Genomic DNA, 18,697 nt, shown 5'->3' with positions numbered 1-18,697 from the left:
TACCTTTTGTATAATGGGTCAGCGAGTTTCTGTTTGCAGCAAGCTTAAGCCGTTAGGTGTAGGCGTAGCGAAAGCGAGTCTGAACAGGGCGACGAGTTGCTGGCAGAAGACCCGAAACCGAGTGATCTAGCCATGGCCAGGCTGAAGGTGCGGTAACACGCACTGGAGGGCCGAACCCACGCCTGTTGAAAAAGTCGGGGATGAGCTGTGGCTAGGGGTGAAAGGCCAATCAAACTCGGAAATAGCTGGTTCTCCGCGAAATCTATTGAGGTAGACCGTCTGGTATTACCCCGGGGGGTAGAGCACTGGATGGGCTAGGGGGGCCCAAAGCCTTACCAAACCTAACCAAACTCCGAATACCCGGAAGTATGAGCCAGGCAGACAGACAGTGGGTGCTAAGGTCCATTGTCGAGAGGGAAACAGCCCAGACCACCAGCTAAGGCCCCTAAATCGTGGCTAAGTGGGAAAGGATGTGGGGATTCCAAAACAACCAGGAGGTTGGCTTAGAAGCAGCCATCCTTTAAAGAAAGCGTAATAGCTCACTGGTCTATTAGAAACCCTGCGCCGAAAATGTAACGGGGCTCAAGCCACGTGCCGAAGCTGTGGGTGCATATCTATGATATGCGCGGTAGCGGAGCGTTCCGTAGGTCTGTGAAGGAGACGGGGTGACCCTCTCTGGAGATATCGGAAGTGCGAATGCTGACATGAGTAGCGACAAACAGTGCGAGAAACACTGTCGCCGAAAGTCCAAGGGTTCCTGCGCAAGGTTAATCCGCGCAGGGTGAGCCGGCCCCTAAGGCGAGGGCGAAAGCCGTAGTCGATGGAAACCGGGCAAATATTCCCGGGCCTGCCAGAAGTGACGAATGCAATATGTTGTCGGGTCTTAACGGATTGATCCGGCTTTTGGCGCATTCCAGGAAATAGCTCTGGCATATAGACCGTACCCGAAACCGACACAGGTGGACTGGTAGAGAATACCAAGGCGCTTGAGAGAACGATGCTGAAGGAACTAGGCAAATTACTTGCGTAACTTCGGGATAAGCAAGACCCATCAGTGGGCAACCATTGGTGGGTGGCACAGACCAGGGGGTAGCGACTGTTTAGTAAAAACACAGGGCTGTGCGAAGTCGAGAGACGACGTATACGGCCTGACGCCTGCCCGGTGCCGGAAGGTTAAGAGGAGGTGTGCAAGCACCGAATTGAAGCCCCGGTAAACGGCGGCCGTAACTATAACGGTCCTAAGGTAGCGAAATTCCTTGTCGGGTAAGTTCCGACCTGCACGAATGGCGTAACGACTTCCCCGCTGTCTCCAGCATCGGCTCAGCGAAATTGAATTCCCCGTGAAGATGCGGGGTACCCGCGGTCAGACGGAAAGACCCTATGAACCTTTACTGCAGCTTTGCAGTGGCATCAGAGACATTCTGTGTAGGATAGGTGGGAGGCTTTGAAACCGGGGCGCCAGTTCCGGTGGAGCCATCCTTGAAATACCACCCTGACTGTTTCTGATGTCTAACCGAGGCCTGTTAGCCAGGTCCGGGACCCTGCATGGTGGGCAGTTTGACTGGGGCGGTCGCCTCCCAAAGTGTAACGGAGGCGCGCGATGGTGGGCTCAGGCCGGTCGGAAACCGGCTGTCGAGTGCAATGGCATAAGCCCGCCTGACTGTGAGAGTGACAGCTCGATCAGAGACGAAAGTCGGCCATAGTGATCCGGTGGTCCCGCGTGGAAGGGCCATCGCTCAACGGATAAAAGGTACTCTAGGGATAACAGGCTGATCTCCCCCAAGAGTCCACATCGACGGGGAGGTTTGGCACCTCGATGTCGGCTCATCACATCCTGGGGCTGGAGCAGGTCCCAAGGGTTCGGCTGTTCGCCGATTAAAGTGGTACGTGAGCTGGGTTTAGAACGTCGTGAGACAGTTCGGTCCCTATCTGCCGTGGGTGTTGGAGACTTGAGAGGATTTGTCCCTAGTACGAGAGGACCGGGATGAACATACCTCTGGTGCACCGGTTGTCGCGCCAGCGGCACAGCCGGGTAGCTAAGTGTGGACGGGATAACCGCTGAAAGCATCTAAGCGGGAAACCCACCTCAAAACAAGGTCTCCCCAAGGGCCGTGATAGACCATCACGTCAATAGGCCAGGTGTGGAAGCGCAGTAATGCGTGCAGCTAACTGGTCCTAATCGCCCAATAGGCTCATTCCATCGCCACAATCGTGGCAACATACATGCACAGCAGTCATCCACTCTCAACACTCATACAAAACACACCAACCCATCCACATCCTCTCCCCTCAATCAGGGGGACTGGATGACCTGGTGGCCATGGCGGGGAATGATCCACCCGATCCCATCCCGAACTCGGCCGTGAAATACCCCAGCGCCCATGATACTGTGCCTTAAGGCACGGGAAAGTCGGTCGCCGCCAGGTCTTCCAATCCCCCTCACAATCGCGGGGTGGAGCAGCCCGGTAGCTCGTCAGGCTCATAACCTGAAGGCCGCAGGTTCAAATCCTGCCCCCGCAACCATACAATAAGTCCTTCATAGGACACGATAAACCCGCCACCCAAAGGCGGGTTTTTTGCGTCTAAATTTCCACCGCAGGAAACACATAGGAAACAGACGGAAAGGTAATCCGGCGCATTTTTGTCGAATGTCACAAGTGTGTGAATGTAAGCTGGGACGTCTTCTGACTGAGCCGAAAGGTGGTCTGACGCTCGTAGAGCGGCCGACATTCGGATGACAGATTCCGATCAGATGTTTCCGGAGAGCCGGAGCAGATACGCTTCGAACATATCGGCCATGGCATCGGCATAAGCTTTGATTTCCACGTCGCTTCGGGGTGTCTCCGAGAACGCCTTGCCGACCGCACCGAAAGTCATCCTGATGAGGTCACCTGCCAGGGTGCGCTCGTCGTTCGTGGCGTTCGGCAGGACCTCGCGCATAAAGCGCTGGAGGATGTTATTCCCCGCCTGTCGCACTTCTGCGGCTTCTGGTGCATCCCGATAGAGGGGGGCGGCATCGTCGAGTGCTATACGGACGGATGCTTCTGCGCATTCCGAACGGATGAAAGCATGGGTCAGTACTCGCAAACGCGCCAGCGGTGGTTTGCCAGCATCTTCAAGCGTATTGCGCAGCATTGCGGTCGTCTCCAGCCATTCGTCGGTCTGGAGCCGGAACAGGATGGCGGCCTTGTTGGGAAAATACTGGTAGAGCGAACCGATGCTGACACCGGCTTTCTCCGCCACACGGGCCGTGGTGAAGCGTGTGGCGCCTTCCTCGGCCAGAACACGAACAGCCGCTTCCAGAATCGTGGCGACAAGTGCTGCCGAACGTGCCTGGCCGGGCTGTTTGCGGACGGAAATCCTTGGGTTGCGGCGATCGGTCATGGGGGGGCGGGGAATGCGAATAGAAAACGCGATGAATTAATCGTATTTTTGCGGGATGCGCAAGGTAAAGCGCAGCAACCTCCGTTACGGAACAGAGATCACATCATGACCCCTGATAAAGCTCCCACCCTGATGAGCCCACCAGTCGTTCCGCTGCTCGACCGGCTGTTCGCCGAGGCGGATGCCACCACGAGCCCTGCCGTCTCCAATCTGGCTCCAGAAGAATTGCAGCGTCTGGTCAGCAGCCGGGCTGACTATGTGAAATTCTACGGTCTCGCAAAAGACCTGTGGCTTCCTGTCTCACGCGAAACAGGCATGCTCCTGTACATGCTGGCCCGCGCCATGCGGGCGCAGCACATTGTGGAGTTCGGAACATCCTTCGGGGTTTCGACAATCCATCTTGCTGCTGCCCTGCGCGACAATGGAGGTGGCAAACTGATTACCACCGAATTCGAACCTTCCAAGATCGTCCGTGCGCGGCAGCATGTTGAAGAAGCCGGGCTGGCCGATCTTGTGGAAATACGCGAGGGGGATGCCCTGAGCACGCTCGCCACCAATCCGCCCGAGACCATAGACTTTGTGCTGCTCGACGGTGCCAAGCCGCTTTATCCTGATATCCTTGCGCTGCTGGAAAGCAGGCTGCGCCCTGGCGCGATGATTGTTGCGGACAATGCTGATTACAGTCCGGATTATCTGGCGCGGGTGCGCTCTCCGGCCGCCGGGTATCTATCGCTGCCGTTTGACGGGGACGTCGAACTGTCTGTGAAACTTGGCTGATTGCTGCGTTTTGTGTAGACACATTGCGCGCGGGCAAAAACACGGACGATGATGGCCACGTAGATGCGCGCCGCAAGCCTGCCGCTATGAAGGTGCAGGGCCATAGAAAGGTAATAAAATGCGAATCAGACTGTCTGCTCGATAGGGGTAGAAAGCAGGCAGTCAGTAATCGGCCTTGTCCCGGTCATTCGATGACTAATCGTGCGGTTGCCAAAGCAGGCATATACCATTTCTTCGTATCACTTGAGCCGCAGGTGGTATTTAACTTGATGAGTAGCACACCTCTGCCCCGGACAGGATTTTATCCGGGAAAGAAAGCAGCGTTCGCCTAATCTTCAGGCGAGGCGGATCAGCTTACGGTTGATGAACTCCTCAATACCCAGGAAGGACAGTTCGCGGCCAAAGCCTGAATTCTTGATCCCGCCAAAGGGCAGTTCGGGGGCTGCGGCCGTGGCTGTGTTGAAGAACATCATGCCTGTCTCGACCGCTTCGGCTACCCGTTCCGCCCGGCCAAGGTCGCGGGAGAACACGGAACCGCCAAGGCCGTAAGGGGAGTCATTGGCCAGTTCAATGGCCTCATGTTCCGATACAACCTTGTGTACGACCGCAACGGGGCCGAAAATCTCCTGATAGAAGACCGGGTTGTCCTTTGACACATTGGTCAGGATGGTCGGTTCCATGAAGAAGCCTGTCCGCTCCATCCGCTTGCCCCCGGCCACCAGCGTCGCTCCTGCCCTGACCGCTTCGTCGGTCTGCGCCAGTGCGGTGTCGAGTGCCTTCCTGCTGCTCATCGGGCCATGGGTGGTGCCCTCGGCCAGCGGATCACCAATGCGGAACTGCGTGATCGCCTTTTTCAGGCCCGCGAGGAAGGCGTCATAGACCTTCTCATGCACGATCATGCGCTTGGCCGCCGTGCAGACCTGCCCGTTATTGGCAAACCGGCCCCACGTCGCCCACTTGACCGCCAGTTCAAGGTCCGCGTCATCCAGCACGATGAACGCGTCGCTGCCGCCAAGTTCCATCGTGTCCTTCTTCAGCGCCGCCCCCGCTTCGGCCGCGACCGTCTGGCCCGCGCGTTCGCTGCCGGTCAGGGCGACGCCACGGATGCGGACATCCCTGATCAGTTCGGCCGACTGATCGTTGTCGAGGAAGATATTGGTATAGACGCCAGCAGGCGCGCCCGCGTTATGAAACAGCTTTTCAAAGGCCAGCGCGCATTGCGGCACGTTGGGCGCGTGCTTGGCGATGACCACGTTGCCCGCCATCAGGTTCGGCCCCGCCACGCGGGCAAGCTGGTAATAGGGGAAATTCCATGGCTCGATACAGTAGATCAGGCCCAGAGGCTGGTTGATGATCTTCGCATGGCCTTCCTTAACCTTCAGATGCGTGGGGGCAAGGAATTCTGCCGCACCATCGGCATAGAAGGACAGGATATCAGCGGTGATGTCGATTTCTTCCAGCGCGTCAGGCAGGGCCTTGCCCATTTCGGTCGCGATCAGGCGCGCATGGGCCACCCGGTCGCGGCGCAGCAGGTCGGCGGCCTTCGACATGATGACCTTGCGAGCGGCGATATCGCGCTTCTTCCAGTCGGTCTTCCACACATGGTCCGCGCGATCGACAATCGCCTTCATCTGCGCGGCGGTGTGCAGTTCGAACGTGCGTTCCACGGTTTCCGTGGTCGGGTTGAGGGTCTGGTAAAAACTCATTGGTCCGTTTCCCTGTTTATTGGTTATGGAAAGGGTAGTCGGTGTAGCCATGCGCGCTGCCGCCATACATCGTCGCCGGGTCCAGCGGATTGAGCGGCCAGTTATGTTCCAGCCGCGCGGGCAGGTCCGGATTGGCGATGAACTTCCGGCCAAAGCCGATCATGTCCGCCCATCCATGGCCCAGCACATGCTGCGCCTTGTGCAGGTCGTACCGACCCGCGCACAGGATGCGGCCGCCAAAGATGTCGCGCACGCTGGCGCGGAAGGCGTCCGGCATTTCGGGTGCGTTGTCCCAATCAGCCTCGGCCAGCGAGACATAGGCGATGCCTGCCTCGGCCAGCACGCGTACGGCCTGCGTGTAGGTCTCCGCCGGATTGTCCTCCAGCAGGCCGAGATAGACGCGCTCTTGTGTGGTCGTGCCAAACAGCGGGGAAAACCGCACGCCCATCCTGTCAGGCGTAACCACGGCGGAGACGGCTTCCACCACCTCGCGCAGGAAGCGCAGGCGGTTGGACAGGCTGCCGCCATAAGCATCGGTGCGGAAATTGGCGCGTTCGGATAGGAACTGGTTGATCAGATACCCATTGGCGGCGTGGATCTCCACGCCATCGAAGCCTGCGGACAGCGCATTACGCGCCGCCTGCGCATACATCTCCACCAGTTCATGGATTTCGGGGACGGAAAGTGTGCGCGGCATGTCGGGTGGGACCAGCTTTCCCGTGCCCGGTCCCGTGGGGATGAACACGTTTACGCCTGTTGCCGCGACGGCGGCCGGGGCGATCGGTGCCTCATGACCGGGCTGCAATGCGCGGTGGGAGACGCGGCCGACATGCCACAATTGTGCAAAGATGGGCCGCCGCGTTGCGTGCACCGCGTCGGTGACGAGTTTCCAGCCTGCGATCTGTTCGGGGGAGTAAATGCCCGGCGTCCACGCATAACCCTGTCCGCGGGGTTCGATCTGCGTGCCTTCGGTAATCAGGCAACCCGCCCGAGTGCGCTGCGCGTAATATTCGGCCATCAACGCGTTGGCGATGTCTCCGGGCTGGGTACTGCGGCAGCGTGTCAGTGGCGGCAGGAAGATCCGGTTTTCAAGGGGAAGGTCGCCCAGTCGCACGGGACCGAATAACGAAGATGAAGATATAATCAACCTTGTTCACAAATACAGGCCATCTGTCCGGCCCGCATGTAAACATTGACCCAGCCTGCGGTGTGCGCAAGAACGCGCATAAACCGCCACTAGTGTCAGGAATGATACCATGCCCCGCATCCGTCACACCACGCTGGCCTGCAGCCCCGGCTGCACGGTGGAGGCCACGCTCGAACTGTTCGGGGGCAAGTGGAAGGCGCTGATCCTGTATCACCTGTTCGAGGACAGGGTGCTGCGGTTCGGCGAACTGCGCCGCCGCCTGCCGAATGTCACGCAGCGGATGCTGACCAACCAGTTGCGCGAACTCGAGGCCGACGGCCTGGTGTCACGCACCGTCTTCCCCGAGGTGCCACCGCATGTGGAATACGCCCTGACCGAGTTGGGCAAGACGCTGAAGCCGGTCATTCAGGCGCTCAAGACGTGGGGGGACCGCTATGCCCATTCTGTCCAGCGGAACACAGCTGCTGATTGAGATTAACGGCGAAGCGTTATGGACAATTCCTGCAGCAACCTGCCTGTCGGCATAGCAGAAGCAGAGCGGACAGGCAGCAGTCGCCTCATATCGGTCATACAGGCGGGTTTAACGGTTTCCCGAAAGCAGCTACTAGTCGCAGGTCATATATCGCGTTAGATTATTAGCAATGAATCAATCTCGACGTATCACAATGGTAACGGCCTTTATAGACTGGAACTCGCAGATCCATGCAGCATGTGCATTACCAACCGCATCAGCGGTCGAATTAACACGCCATACTCTTAGTTATGTTGGGCGTACAATTGGCCGAGTGCTTACCGGCATTGATAATGCTAGACGCTTCGATGTGACGCTAAGGCTTTACCATGGATGGTATCAGGGCTTTGAAGCTACCTCCCGTCGGAAAGCGATGATTCAAGTATTTGCGGCAGCTGATTTTGTATCTCTTTCGACACGCACTAATGTAGTCATCCGTCCTTCGTTAAACTTTGGTGACGCTCTTACATCAGCGATAACGGCACGTTGTTTCCCTAAGTTAGGATGCAACCTACCAAATACGTTGCGTAAAGACATCAACAATAAAAACACAATTGTAGAGAAGATGGTCGATACTGCAATTGCTAGTGAATTGGTTGATCTCGCCCATCGTGAACCTCATCGTTGGCTTATGTTAATTGGTGAAGATGATGATTTAGTACCGCCGATTTACGTCGCTGAAGGTGTTCGCGAGGAAAAAAAAGGAGAAAAGGGGAAGGTGCTACTTATTCGAAAACGAAAAGAAACCCCATTTCTTAAATTAGATCAACTGAGGTATGCACCATCATGATCCACGAAGCCCTATTGAATGACCTATCGGTGTTTGCGGATATTGGTACGTCTCCTCCTGAGTTGGTTGAGGCTGATAATTCATGTGTAGTCAGACTTTGCCGAGAAGGCCAATATGTAACGCTCATTATAGAAGCTAACGGACGCATCCGAGAAAACGTGGAAACAGGTGATGAGCGTCATCATGTAAACTTTCGAGCGCTTCTAGCGTCATCAAACTGGGCCAATCTCGGTAAGTGGGCGGACACCCAGAGTACACTTTTACAGCGGCGTATTGAAGGAGATACGATTCCGATTGAGGGAAGGCTTGCGCAAAGCCAGAAAACAGGTGATCTTACTCTTGTTGATGACGCTCTTGTACCGAATAGGAGTGGCGAGCATCAACCCCGTACCACTGTTCTGCTAATTGATGGGCCTGCTGGTATAGGTAAGACGAGCTTGATCCGTTCACTTGCCTACCATCGAGCTGTCAACTTTCGGCGCACTCAACGTCCGTTGATACTTCATGTGGAAAGTCGCGGCAGGATGCTGCAAAATATTACTGATTTGATAGCCTTTAGCCTTCAGACATTGCGGAGTTCTGTAACTTACGACCAAGTTCCTGTGTTAGTAAGGCATGGACTTGTTACGCTTGCTATTGATGGGTTTGACGAGTTGGGGGACCCGAATGGTTATGATTTAGCATGGGCACAGGTAAACGACCTCGTTATTGAAGCACGAGGCCAAGGGCAGATCATTCTCGCTGGGCGGGAAACGTTCATTGGTCGTGAACGTATGAAGAAAGCTTTAACTGCCCTTGACGAAGCAACTGATCAACTTGATGCCTATACTTTACACTCCATCAAACCCCATACGGCTCGTTCTTGGCTCGCTGACAGGGGATGGTCAGAGGAATTACTTGATTCAGAGGCAGTTGAACCACTTTTTGAACCGACTTCCTACGCTCTTCGTCCATTTTTTCTATCCGAACTAGCCCGAGATGGCTTGGCTCAGCAGATACAAGACGGTGACGTTGGTGATCTCCTCCCCTTTCTAATTGGAGCGATGACAAAACGTGAGGCAACGAAATTCGGCCGAGACGTTGAAAATATTACTACAGAAGAAAGTCGTTCTGAATTCATTACTCGATTAATGGAAGAGATAGCGCGTGACATAGCAGAGAACCAAACAAGCGCCATTCCTTCTGAAACAATTTTTTGGCTAGCAGAAATATCAGCAGAAAAGATTGTACCAGACAGTCTTTTTGGTATCCTGAAAAATCGTTCGGGAGTTCTAGCGTTCCTTAAAGATGATGACCGGCGTGGCTATAAGAGCTTCGTTCATGAGCAGGTTTACAATTATTTTCTTGCGCGTGTAACTATTCGAGCTATAGTCGAAGGTGAAATACCTAAATTTATCCGTAGAAATATTCTTGGTATAGATTTTTTCGAAGCTTTTGTTGATGTATTTCGTCTAATAACTTGCGAGCAATCTGATCGATTTATTCAACAGGCATTAGACAATATCGAAACTCTCGGCGAGCAGGACCGAGCTAGGCAAAATCTCGGATCGCTTGTTATGAGTGCATGCTGCGTTTACACACCAGTTGATACTCCCGTATTCAAGGATATGTCGATCGATGAAGTATTCCTTTTGGAAACAGTATCAAATATAAAACTTGAAAGAGTTTTTATTAATCAAATTACTGCTAATGGCGTCGATATGCGAGGTATATATTTTGATAAAAACAGTTCTATTGTATCTTTTGTTGGTGATGATGGAACGATATTTAATGATACGTGCCCAAAACCAGCTGTGATATCGCTTCCAGAAATAACGACTTATGACCCTGCAGAGATATCCGACTGGATGATTCGACGTCGTCATGTTTCTCATCTGCAGCCTAATCATCATCTAAATGAGATGTTGCGTAGTTGTGCTCTCTTAAATCTTCTTACAAGAGTCGTCCGTTACAAGCCTTTTTGGATCAAGGATAACGACGAAAGGGGGGCTCGTCGCATTCTCGATGATGACAATTGGCCGTTCCTAAAGGATTTGATGATAAAACATGAGCTCCTGATTGAGCGAACAAATATTGGAGCATCTGGAAGGCCAGCCCCTTTCTATCATGTCAAGAACCGAGCAGCGTTAATGAATCTTGATAACGAAGAAGGTAATATGAAAACGTTTATTTTAGAGGTAATGGAGAAATGCAAATGATTAATACTGTTTTATTTTTTAATATGAAAATTTTTTAGATATATTTTTGAAAGAAAAATAATTATCGGAGGGAAGTATCCATATATAGGGCTGCTATTGCCAATTTTCTCCCGAAAGAAGACAGGCAAGAATCCCCCCATCTCGGCCTGTTTAGCCAGAGTGTGTTATGCACTTTGTCTGAGCAGGCGCAATCGAGAACTCAATCTGCCCAAGGTGTCCTTTCCGGACGTTTCGGTCTTGAGCTTCCCGAGCTTGAGATGCTCGACGCAAACGTTATAACGTTCCGCTCTATGTCTGATCGTTGTTGTAATGGCAACGTGTGCCTTGGACACGGGCCTGTATTTAGACAAGACAGCCCACGGCAGCCGAGCGAAGTGCAAGCAAACAACAGTTAGTAGCGATGGATGACGACAACAAAGCAAGTGGCGAACCCCTTGCTGACAGGCTCTCGAAAATCCCGCGGGGCAAGCCGCTAACGGCTGTCGAAGAGATCGTACGCGGCGGGCGTGAACTCACGTCCGAGCGTTTTACCCGCGAGTACTTGGAAGCACCGTCGGTCAAACTGGCGCGGGAGCTCTACGCGTCACCAACGACAGAGCTCGCCCGCGAATACGCCAACTCACCTGCACAGCAACTCGCCAAACAGGCCGCGCTCGGGCTTAGCCCGGCCTTTAGCGTCGCAGAGACCGCGCATATGGAAACAATGCGCAAGATGCTCGAACCAGCTACTGCGCTGACGGAGACGCTCAGTGACTGTTTGAAAAGTACCAAAACAGGGTGAAACCTTGAGTCAAGGTCAGGCAACTTCTCAAGGTTTCGGGTAACTACCTCACAATAGTTAGCGTGCTAACTAATTGTAAGCATTGGGGTAAATAAAGCAGGGCGCAATTTGCGCCCTGCTTGTTACGAATGGAGTGGGAATATGAAAACTAAAAGCAAACTTTACATTGACGCTACCGTAACACCAATGACAATCAGCGGTTATTTAGATCTTCGCCCAGTGAATCAACCCCAAGCTGAAGAGCGCGAACAAATTTCTTTAGAGCCAAATATGCAGATGAAGGCACTAACGCGTAGCTCTGTGCTTGGACACCTAGAGAAAGATTAATTGGCGCAACACCGGGTGTGGAAATATTTATTTCCACAAAAAAATCCCTATTACCTGTGGTGGACACTGCCCCTGTCGCAGCAATACTTTTTATGGTGAAGTTGGCAGGTATGACATCAGGCATAAGACACTCCGATTTCTACACGGGCACCAGCCTTCTCAGCATCAAGCGTATGAAGGCCAGTCGCACCATCGTACAACTATGAGCAAGTTTCCGCTCATAATCTATGGTTAACCGCCGGTAATCACCAAGCCAAGCGAAGCCTCGTTCTACCACCCATCTGTTTTTGGCGGGCACGAACCCGGTCTTGGCCGTGGTATGGTTTTGCCCTATCTCCAGCACGGCTTTGAAGGCGCTTTTGACAAAGCCAGTGAGGAGATTCCCTCGAAAACCCTTGTCAGCCACAACCTTTTCGACACGGGATTTCTTCACCCGCTTTCGGTATTTGTCCAAAACCTTCTTCCCGCCCTTGGTATCGTGGCGGTTGGCCGTGGTCATGGAAACATCAACCAACAGGCCAAGGCTATCGGTCGCAATGAATCGCTTACGGCCCTTCACGCGCTTGCCGCCGTCATACCCTCGGGTCTCGGCGCTGGCGCATTTGCCCGTTTTGACGCTTTGACTGTCAATTACGAGTAAAGAGGGCTGCTCATCCCTACCGGCGGCTTTTCTCACCATGCTGTATAGGTCGTAGTGGATTTTCCGCCATCGGCCACGCTTTTGCAGGTCAGCAAAGTAGCCGTAAACCGTTCGCCACGGTGGGAAATCCTTAGGCAACCCACGCCATTTGCAGCCATGCGTCACCACATACATGATGGCATCGACTACCCGGCGCATACTGGTTTCCCTCGGACGACCACCATGCTTCGCCTTTGGGATGTGACGCCTGATTAGCCTCCACTGTTCGTCAGTGAGGTCCGTGTCGTAGCCCATCAGTATGAACACAACTCAAACATCATTCCACTATCATAATGAATACGGGTCAAAAATCAAGTTACATTTTTGTAATGTCGTTATAAAACAGTCTATTAGCTTTGCCTGTGGTAGCGCAATGCCGCATGTGCTAGGCTTTGGTTGCGCTTGGCAGCGCGTTTGAAACAAGGCGGCCCCTATGTCGGGTGGCCTGCCGAATACAACACCCGGACTATGGTCCAGCGGTGAACAGTGAGTGCTGTTTATCGTCTGGGGAATAGGCAGGGCGTGAGTTCACCTTGTTTCACACGCTGCCAACCGCCCGACACCAGGAGGCGTCGGTGGCGTAGCTATGTCCTTGGCAGGGCAATGAAATACGGTAGAAATCAATGGAAAATGACGAAGATCATGATGAAAGAGAGATCATAAAGTTTTCTTTTTCAAATCGCTACTATCTGACAGGGCCGGTACGTTTTTGTGCTGGCCTATTTATGGTTTGGTTGCCCGCTTTACGGCGCTACACCTTGACCGACCAGCGATTGAGGATCGAAATCGGGGTTTTGTCCAAACATGAGGACGAAATCGAGTTGTATCGAATTAAGGATGTACATTATCGAGCCTCTCTTTTTGAGAGGATGATGGGCATAGGAAATATTGAAATTACCTCTACCCAAGTCGGAGGTAATTATCTTTATGTAAAAGCCATTAAAAACCCTCGTCGTGTTCGTGAATTAATTAGGGATACTGTGCAGAAATCCAGACGACGGCATGGCACCCGTGAGTTTGATAATTTTAGCGATAATTAAAAGAGATTTTTAAAATGAAAACTATCCTTGTCGCGGTGGCAATAATAGCTACGGCACCAATAGCCCACGCGGCTACCAATAACTGCACCAATCCCAACGCTATTCAGGAGGCCCGAGCTTCTCTTTCGCGCGCCTATGGCGGAACGGGTGTAGGGGATGACTTGGAAGCCGTGCAGCTTTCCAACGTAGAACCCAATGAACTCAATGATGGAACACCTGTTTGCACGGGAAAGGTAAGTACTCCTCGAATGGATACTGTGGCCGTATGGAATGTGCAGCACTACTCGGGAATATATCAGGTCACGGTGTTGCAAGCCGTTACGCCTACATACTTTCACGATCACCAACCACAACAACAAACCGCGCCTGCTACTCCAATGACGACGCAGCAACGGCCCAAGGAAAACCTAGCGAAGAAGATAATCAACAATCCCCTTGGGGCATTGTCTGATCGACTTGGGTTGTAATTACATGCGGGGGAAAAATCAGTGATCTTTCCCCCTAAACTTATTAATGAAACGAATTAATGTCATTCGTGGTAAAGGGTGCCTATAGGCGAAAACTTGACAAGTTGCCTTACTATGACTCGCCTTTTTAGGCTGATTTGGGACTTTTCAAACAGTCACTCAATGCGATACAGCCATTAGCCATCGACCATGCCAAGTTCGTCTCGATCGGCGGGATCATCCCCTCAATCGACCCAAAGGTGAGTGCGGCGATTCAAGGCGTGCAGCCACTCAATATCGATCTGCCGTTAGCGAGCGTTGTTAGCCAAGCGCAGCGAGTAATCGAAGAAGCGATGAGCCCGGTCGGCAGCATCGGATCGGCAATCAAGCAGCTAGGCTCAGGACTCATTCCTTAAGATAGAAGATGAAGCTTGCTGCGATGTGGATTGCAGACATGAATGTATGAGCGCAGCGGTCGTATCTGGTCGCCACACGTCGCCAGTCTTTCAGCTTTGCGAACATGTTTTCGATCAGATGACGCTTTTTATACAGATGCCAGTTGTAAGGCGGCTTTGATTTCCGGTTCTTTTTCGGGGGAATACAGGCAGTGATATTGCGTTCTGCAAGCGATAACCTGATCCGGTTGCTGTCATAGCCTCTGTCCCCGATGACTTCTTCTGTCTCGTCGGAGAGATCTGCCAGCAGCACGTCTGCGCCTCTGAACTCACTGACCTGTCCCGCAGTCAGATGAAGGCGGACAGGCCGGCCCAGACCATCGCACACGGCATGGGGTTTTGAGTTCAGGCCACCTTTTGTCCGTCCGATATGGCGGGGAAAAGCCCCTTTTTGAGCAGGGAGGCCGATGTCCGGTGCGCCTTGAGATGTGTTGCATCGATCATCAGGCGCTTTGAACGGCCTGCCTGTTCAGTCAGGGCGACAAGGATCCTGTCAAAGACGCCCAGGCGGCTCCACCGGATGAAGCGATTATACAAAGTCTTGTGCGGGCCATACGCTTTCGGAGCATCTTTCCACTGAAGACCGTTGCGGATCACATAAACGATTCCGCTCAGAACACGCCGGTCATCCACGCGTGGGACTCCGTGAGCCAGAGGAAAATACGGGTAATTCTCTCCATCTGGCTCTCAGACAGCAAAAACACATCACTCACAGGCTCATCCTCCCGAATGCCTGTGAATCATGAAACTCAGCTCAATTCAACAAATTAATAGGTCCTGAGCCTAGGTGTTCGGCAAGGAAAGGCGCATAGTAACGACTGCGCATGAACTGGATGGAGCCATCCTTCTTGTGGGTCGTGACCTTATGCCCCGCACGCAGCCATAGATGCCGCTGCGCTTCCGTTGCCCGCTTGACCGGGTGGACCGCCACACTTTCCATGAACGCATCCAGAAAGCTCCTTTTCCCGGCGCACACTGCCGTATTCCGGTTAGGGCGTGCATTGTGCTTCTGAATGCCCTCTGAGACGATCTTGAGAAACTCCTCAAGCGGGATCGCCCTGGAACGGTAGTTCTCCGGCTTGGCCAGCGGGTTCTTGCCCACATATGCACCAGAGAACCGTACATCCTTGGAAATCCGGCTTTCCATATCCCCGAAGGCGCGTTCAATCGGCTTTGACCGGCCGGAATAGGGCTGGGTCCAGTGTATCTTGATCCCCAGCACGGTCATGATACCGTTGATCTCGTCTTCCGTGACCTTGAACCGAAAGCGCGTCTTTGCACCGCCTGTCAGGCGTTTGGATGCGAAGGCGCGGCCGTTATCGAGATATGCCTCGTTCGGGATGCCCCATTTCTCCACCATGTCACCCAGCGCAAGCTGGATCACGTCGGTATTCTCAGACTTGTCAATGCGCCATGACAGGATCAGGTTGGAATACAGGTCTTGCCAGCAGGCCATCATGGGGCGTGCGATGGTCCCATCCGGCCACAGGACGAATATGTCCCACTTGTGGCCATCGGCATTCACCGCTTCCAGTGCGTGCATGTAGGAACGGTCACGCTCCTGCGCTGGCAGCATCTCCTTCAGGCTCTCTCTGCCGCCACGCGCCAGCGTCACGACCATCGGGTCCAGTTCCTTCATCCAGCGGGCAAAGGTCCGCTGGCTGGGAACGGTCAGCCCCTCGGCTTTCGCGATCTGTTTCAGATCATCATAGCAGGCCGCAATGGTCGGCTTTTCAGGCCGGAGCCACAATGACTTGAAGATGTCCAGTGCCCGTTCATCGCACAGGGCACGCCTGCCGGGATTGCCTTGGCATTTGCTGACAAGGAACGGAAGCCAGTGGGGACGCGGCACGCCAGCCACCCGACGCCGCCAGTTCATGACCGTGGTGCGCGACAGGTTGGCCGCAAGGCGGACCTCATGCACCGCTTCCTCGACTGACAGGCCGCTGTCGGTCAGGCGCTCGATGCGATCCAGATAGCCGAGGATCGTCAGCGCTTTGGCCTTCTGCCCCTCATGCTTCTGCTCGAACCAGCGCCATTCCTCGGCATACCGCTGGTCGTCATCAGCAATACGCGCCCGTTCGTTGGCCTCGGACATATCCTGAAACCGCGTGACCCACGCCAACTGGGCGACACGATCCAGAACTTGATAGTGGTATTCCACGCCACCGCCCGAACCCTCGCGCGGACGCCATGAGATATTGCGCCATTCGGGACGCTTCCATCCGGCCCTATTGGCCCGCTCCTGCATTGCTCGTGCATCAGGAATACCGGGCAGTCCCATGTCCGCCATTTCACGGACGGTTGCCCATTCCCGCGTCAGCATGTTGCCACCTGCCGGAAATCAGCGGTCCGGCCAGCAAATTGCCAGACTCGGACCGCCCGTTCCACCATGGAATTGGACATAACCATGGAGGAATTAGTGTCAGAATCATTACTGAATGTGCCAAATGGCACACCATGTCTATCTATTGAGGATATTGTCATTGTCGAAGAAAACCAGAAATGGAAAGTTTCAGCACAATACAAATGCAATCCGACTAATTCCGTAGAGGAATTGGGAGGCAAGATTTCAGTCCTGCTCGATATCCTTCTGCCCATGACGCCAGATCAGCTTCACGCACACCTTCGCGCGGTGGTTGCAAAGCAAATAGAGCAAGCCTGGCTAAAAGCTGAAGCTGTTCAAAAGAAATCGTAACTGGTCGTTCGATATTCGGCTTATTCATAATTTTAAGGCCGAAGGTCTCGTCGTCCCGCACGACGAGACCAAGAACACGGAGCACGTTTTCTTCCTTATCTTCGTTTTTTACGGTCTCAACACGAATATCAATCATCACCAACTACCCCCACGCATAGCCTGCCGCCGCAGGGCATTTTCCCGCCGCGTCAGTTCTTTCTTGTGTTCAGAAACCGCCGCCAGTTCGATGGCAGGCAGGTAGCGCCGTTCAATCACAGCCCAACCGAACGGCTCCGCCATGAATTCCAGCAACCGCCGGTCCTGCGTGGCGGAAATCAGCGCATCGAACCGGGGCACGCTGATCTGGTGACCCTCACGCTGCACGCTGGCATAGGCATTCAGCATGTTGATGCTGACGGGTTTTTCCAGCATCGCGGACATTTCCGCCGCAATCTGCTCCCGCGTCCGTCCGCACGTTTCCAGAGAAACGGAAATGGCGCGCGAAAGGCGGGATGTGAACTGATTGGCCCGGATTAGGCGCGGGTCGAACCGCACCACCGGATTGGGTGGAACCCAATCCAGCAGGGAAAGCTGCTGCGGTGTATCGGAATGCCGGGTCATGCCGCACCTTCCATAACAATCTGATCGCGGGTGATGACCTTGGCCTTGACCAGTTCATCCAGAAGGACGCGCCGCGCAGACATATCCAGTCTCAGCACGCGGGCCGCTTCTTTCTTGCCCAGCTTGATCCACATCGCTTCGGTCGGGATGGGCGTGGGTGCAACAGCTAATTCAGACGGCTTTTTTTCGGCTTCGAGCGCCTTCTTAACGATGGAAACCTGCTCGATTGGGCTTTCTATCTTGCCAATATACAGCAGTTCCGCACGGTCGTCGGCCAGTGTAGTGCCCTGCAATGCCTTCACGGTTTCCGGCTGAAGAGCGCGATACAGCGAAATATACCCATGAATGGTGCGTTCACTCACGCCCATGCGGTCGGCAGCATCAACGGCGAAGCGGGGGGCAGGGTTTGCAACGGTTGCAAACCTAGAATGTCGGTTCACCCCATCGCGGGTTTCCGGGTGCAGCTTGAGGTAAAGCTCCTTCCGCTCATACAGGCTCCGCGCCCGCGACAGCACATCCAGTTCCTGCCGCAACAGGTTTTCATCAATCTCCTTGAGCCGCGCTTCATCGGCATTCAGCTTGCTGATGCTGGCGTTGATGTCAGTCCATTCCGCCAGTTCCGCTGCGCGGAAGCGATGGCCACCGGCAACCAGAATATACTTGGGCGCGCCTTCCTCACCCGATCCATGGCGGACCTCAATGGCGGTATCCTGCCCGCGCTCCTTGAAGCTGCCTACCAGTATCTCGGCATAGCCTTCATTGATCGGACGGATGCGCCCCTCAATCCGGGGATCAATGTCCGCCAGCTTGATCCTTTTGACGTTCATGCTGCCACCCCGTTTTGACGCAGACTGGCCGGAATCCGGCGGGTAGGCTTCCGATCAACGACATACGAAATCGGGGAGCCATCCGCATGGAAACGATCAGGGAAAAGCTCATGGGGCTTCATGCCCAGAAGCTGGGCAATGCGCCGCTCCGTCTTGACGGAATAGCCTGGGCGGGAAAGGGTTGCGCTGATGGCGTTGGGGTTCAGGCCCAACTGCTGGGAAATGCTGACAAGACTGCCGTACTGCTGGCGCAGCGCGGCCTTGATGTCTTCCACGTGCATTCCGCATGGCTTCTGTGCCATACTCATACTCCTAACTCGATTCAGGGCGG

The 18,697-nt window shown here is 54.1% G+C and carries 18 protein-coding genes, 1 tRNA gene, 2 rRNA genes and 1 pseudogene (1 of these 22 only partly in view); 12 read left to right on the top strand and 10 right to left on the bottom strand.

The window, feature by feature from the left end; genetic code table 11:
- The 3 genes from LDL28_RS07050 to LDL28_RS07040 all read left to right on the top strand — a co-directional run.
- Nucleotides 1-2,200 (top strand): 23S ribosomal RNA (locus LDL28_RS07050) (it extends 543 nt beyond the left edge of the window).
- A gap of 110 nt (nucleotides 2,201-2,310) precedes the next feature.
- Nucleotides 2,311-2,426: ribosomal RNA gene (rrf, locus tag LDL28_RS07045) — 5S ribosomal RNA — on the top strand.
- Between the two features lie 20 nt (nucleotides 2,427-2,446).
- Nucleotides 2,447-2,523, top strand: a tRNA-Met gene (locus LDL28_RS07040).
- Between the two features lie 225 nt (nucleotides 2,524-2,748).
- On the opposite strand, the gene LDL28_RS07035 is transcribed toward LDL28_RS07040, so the two are convergent.
- A complete protein-coding gene (locus LDL28_RS07035) occupies nucleotides 2,749-3,384 on the bottom strand; it encodes a TetR family transcriptional regulator (protein ID WP_233057915.1) in 636 nt (211 codons plus the stop codon).
- A 105-nt stretch (nucleotides 3,385-3,489) separates the two neighbouring features.
- Here LDL28_RS07035 and LDL28_RS07030 point away from each other — a divergent pair, with 105 nt between their 5' ends.
- Nucleotides 3,490-4,161, top strand: coding sequence for an O-methyltransferase (locus LDL28_RS07030; RefSeq protein WP_233057914.1), 672 nt, complete (start codon nucleotides 3,490-3,492; stop codon nucleotides 4,159-4,161).
- 335 nt (nucleotides 4,162-4,496) lie between these two features.
- Here LDL28_RS07030 and LDL28_RS07025 read toward each other — a convergent pair whose 3' ends face one another.
- Both LDL28_RS07025 and LDL28_RS07020 read right to left on the bottom strand, forming a co-directional pair.
- Nucleotides 4,497-5,867, bottom strand: coding sequence for an NAD-dependent succinate-semialdehyde dehydrogenase (locus LDL28_RS07025; RefSeq protein ID WP_233057913.1), 1,371 nt, complete (start codon nucleotides 5,865-5,867; stop codon nucleotides 4,497-4,499).
- 16 nt (nucleotides 5,868-5,883) lie between these two features.
- Nucleotides 5,884-7,008: an alkene reductase gene (locus LDL28_RS07020; RefSeq protein WP_233059139.1), complete on the bottom strand. Its 1,125-nt coding sequence runs from the start codon at nucleotides 7,006-7,008 to the stop codon at nucleotides 5,884-5,886.
- 115 nt (nucleotides 7,009-7,123) lie between these two features.
- Between LDL28_RS07020 and LDL28_RS07015 the strand changes: the two genes are divergently transcribed.
- The 4 genes from LDL28_RS07015 (at nucleotide 7,124) to LDL28_RS07000 (ending at nucleotide 11,294) form a co-directional block, all read left to right on the top strand.
- The gene (locus tag LDL28_RS07015) at nucleotides 7,124-7,486 is read left to right on the top strand and encodes a helix-turn-helix domain-containing protein (protein ID WP_233057912.1); all 363 of its coding nucleotides are present in this window, start codon (nucleotides 7,124-7,126) and stop codon (nucleotides 7,484-7,486) included.
- A gap of 193 nt (nucleotides 7,487-7,679) precedes the next feature.
- A complete protein-coding gene (locus LDL28_RS07010; RefSeq protein WP_233057911.1) occupies nucleotides 7,680-8,315 on the top strand; it encodes a hypothetical protein in 636 nt (211 codons plus the stop codon).
- On the top strand, nucleotides 8,312-10,513 hold the full coding sequence (locus tag LDL28_RS07005) for a hypothetical protein (RefSeq protein ID WP_233057910.1): 2,202 nt from the start codon (nucleotides 8,312-8,314) through the stop codon (nucleotides 10,511-10,513). The genes LDL28_RS07010 and LDL28_RS07005 overlap by 4 nt, the downstream gene beginning before the upstream one ends.
- A gap of 400 nt (nucleotides 10,514-10,913) precedes the next feature.
- A complete protein-coding gene (locus LDL28_RS07000; RefSeq protein ID WP_233057909.1) occupies nucleotides 10,914-11,294 on the top strand; it encodes a hypothetical protein in 381 nt (126 codons plus the stop codon).
- A gap of 193 nt (nucleotides 11,295-11,487) precedes the next feature.
- Here the strand turns inward: LDL28_RS07000 and LDL28_RS06995 are convergent, their stop codons facing one another.
- Entirely contained in the window at nucleotides 11,488-11,745 is a 258-nt protein-coding gene (locus tag LDL28_RS06995) for a hypothetical protein (protein ID WP_233057908.1), read from the bottom strand.
- 15 nt (nucleotides 11,746-11,760) lie between these two features.
- Complete coding sequence (locus LDL28_RS06990) at nucleotides 11,761-12,555, bottom strand: IS5 family transposase (protein ID WP_233057907.1); 795 nt, start codon at nucleotides 12,553-12,555, stop codon at nucleotides 11,761-11,763.
- A 368-nt stretch (nucleotides 12,556-12,923) separates the two neighbouring features.
- Between LDL28_RS06990 and LDL28_RS06985 the strand changes: the two genes are divergently transcribed.
- The 3 genes from LDL28_RS06985 to LDL28_RS06975 all read left to right on the top strand — a co-directional run bounded on the left by LDL28_RS06985 (nucleotide 12,924) and on the right by LDL28_RS06975 (nucleotide 14,202).
- Nucleotides 12,924-13,340, top strand: coding sequence for a PH domain-containing protein (locus LDL28_RS06985; RefSeq protein ID WP_233057906.1), 417 nt, complete (start codon nucleotides 12,924-12,926; stop codon nucleotides 13,338-13,340).
- A gap of 14 nt (nucleotides 13,341-13,354) precedes the next feature.
- On the top strand, nucleotides 13,355-13,807 hold the full coding sequence (locus LDL28_RS06980) for a hypothetical protein (protein WP_233057905.1): 453 nt from the start codon (nucleotides 13,355-13,357) through the stop codon (nucleotides 13,805-13,807).
- Nucleotides 13,808-13,944: 137 nt separating this feature from the next.
- Nucleotides 13,945-14,202 carry a hypothetical protein gene (locus tag LDL28_RS06975; protein ID WP_233057904.1) on the top strand — a complete coding sequence of 86 codons (258 nt, stop codon included), beginning with the start codon at nucleotides 13,945-13,947 and terminating at the stop codon, nucleotides 14,200-14,202.
- Here LDL28_RS06975 and LDL28_RS06970 read toward each other — a convergent pair.
- Nucleotides 14,192-14,954 (bottom strand): annotated as a pseudogene (locus tag LDL28_RS06970) (IS5 family transposase). The gene LDL28_RS06975 and the pseudogene LDL28_RS06970 sit on opposite strands and share 11 nt — an antisense overlap.
- A gap of 41 nt (nucleotides 14,955-14,995) precedes the next feature.
- On the bottom strand, nucleotides 14,996-16,567 hold the full coding sequence (locus tag LDL28_RS06965) for a transposase domain-containing protein (RefSeq protein ID WP_233057903.1): 1,572 nt from the start codon (nucleotides 16,565-16,567) through the stop codon (nucleotides 14,996-14,998).
- A gap of 84 nt (nucleotides 16,568-16,651) precedes the next feature.
- Here LDL28_RS06965 and LDL28_RS06960 point away from each other — a divergent pair, with 84 nt between their 5' ends.
- Nucleotides 16,652-16,939, top strand: coding sequence for a hypothetical protein (locus LDL28_RS06960; RefSeq protein WP_233057902.1), 288 nt, complete (start codon nucleotides 16,652-16,654; stop codon nucleotides 16,937-16,939).
- A 135-nt stretch (nucleotides 16,940-17,074) separates the two neighbouring features.
- On the opposite strand, the gene LDL28_RS06955 is transcribed toward LDL28_RS06960, so the two are convergent.
- The 3 genes from LDL28_RS06955 to LDL28_RS06945 are packed head-to-tail and all read right to left on the bottom strand — an operon-like array spanning nucleotide 17,075 to nucleotide 18,668.
- Nucleotides 17,075-17,539: a hypothetical protein gene (locus LDL28_RS06955; RefSeq protein WP_233057901.1), complete on the bottom strand. Its 465-nt coding sequence runs from the start codon at nucleotides 17,537-17,539 to the stop codon at nucleotides 17,075-17,077.
- On the bottom strand, nucleotides 17,536-18,366 hold the full coding sequence (locus LDL28_RS06950) for a ParB N-terminal domain-containing protein (RefSeq protein WP_233057900.1): 831 nt from the start codon (nucleotides 18,364-18,366) through the stop codon (nucleotides 17,536-17,538). Before LDL28_RS06950 ends, LDL28_RS06955 begins: the two co-directional genes overlap by 4 nt.
- On the bottom strand, nucleotides 18,363-18,668 hold the full coding sequence (locus LDL28_RS06945) for a helix-turn-helix transcriptional regulator (RefSeq protein ID WP_233057899.1): 306 nt from the start codon (nucleotides 18,666-18,668) through the stop codon (nucleotides 18,363-18,365). The genes LDL28_RS06950 and LDL28_RS06945 overlap by 4 nt, the downstream gene beginning before the upstream one ends.
- Between the last annotated feature and the right edge of the window lie 29 nt (nucleotides 18,669-18,697).

This window comes from Komagataeibacter sp. FNDCR2 (assembly GCF_021295395.1).
In the GTDB taxonomy this organism is placed as follows: domain Bacteria; phylum Pseudomonadota; class Alphaproteobacteria; order Acetobacterales; family Acetobacteraceae; genus Komagataeibacter.
The sequence above is the reverse complement of the archived record's forward strand: the minus strand, read 5'-3'. Positions and strand labels throughout refer to the sequence as shown.

Excerpts from the sequence above, each read along its gene's own strand:
- LDL28_RS07035 (WP_233057915.1), bottom strand. The coding sequence starts at position 3,384 with ATGACCGATCGCCGCAACCCAAGGATTTCCGTCCGCAAACAGCCCGGC.
- LDL28_RS07030 (WP_233057914.1), top strand. The coding sequence starts at position 3,490 with ATGACCCCTGATAAAGCTCCCACCCTGATGAGCCCACCAGTCGTTCCG.
- LDL28_RS07025 (WP_233057913.1), bottom strand. The coding sequence starts at position 5,867 with ATGAGTTTTTACCAGACCCTCAACCCGACCACGGAAACCGTGGAACGC.
- LDL28_RS07015 (WP_233057912.1), top strand. The coding sequence starts at position 7,124 with ATGCCCCGCATCCGTCACACCACGCTGGCCTGCAGCCCCGGCTGCACG.
- LDL28_RS07010 (WP_233057911.1), top strand. The coding sequence starts at position 7,680 with ATGGTAACGGCCTTTATAGACTGGAACTCGCAGATCCATGCAGCATGT.
- LDL28_RS07005 (WP_233057910.1), top strand. The coding sequence starts at position 8,312 with ATGATCCACGAAGCCCTATTGAATGACCTATCGGTGTTTGCGGATATT.
- LDL28_RS07000 (WP_233057909.1), top strand. The coding sequence starts at position 10,914 with ATGGATGACGACAACAAAGCAAGTGGCGAACCCCTTGCTGACAGGCTC.
- LDL28_RS06995 (WP_233057908.1), bottom strand. The coding sequence starts at position 11,745 with ATGCCTGATGTCATACCTGCCAACTTCACCATAAAAAGTATTGCTGCG.
- LDL28_RS06990 (WP_233057907.1), bottom strand. The coding sequence starts at position 12,555 with ATGGGCTACGACACGGACCTCACTGACGAACAGTGGAGGCTAATCAGG.
- LDL28_RS06985 (WP_233057906.1), top strand. The coding sequence starts at position 12,924 with ATGGAAAATGACGAAGATCATGATGAAAGAGAGATCATAAAGTTTTCT.
- LDL28_RS06980 (WP_233057905.1), top strand. The coding sequence starts at position 13,355 with ATGAAAACTATCCTTGTCGCGGTGGCAATAATAGCTACGGCACCAATA.
- LDL28_RS06965 (WP_233057903.1), bottom strand. The coding sequence starts at position 16,567 with ATGCTGACGCGGGAATGGGCAACCGTCCGTGAAATGGCGGACATGGGA.
- LDL28_RS06960 (WP_233057902.1), top strand. The coding sequence starts at position 16,652 with ATGGAGGAATTAGTGTCAGAATCATTACTGAATGTGCCAAATGGCACA.
- LDL28_RS06955 (WP_233057901.1), bottom strand. The coding sequence starts at position 17,539 with ATGACCCGGCATTCCGATACACCGCAGCAGCTTTCCCTGCTGGATTGG.
- LDL28_RS06950 (WP_233057900.1), bottom strand. The coding sequence starts at position 18,366 with ATGAACGTCAAAAGGATCAAGCTGGCGGACATTGATCCCCGGATTGAG.
- LDL28_RS06945 (WP_233057899.1), bottom strand. The coding sequence starts at position 18,668 with ATGGCACAGAAGCCATGCGGAATGCACGTGGAAGACATCAAGGCCGCG.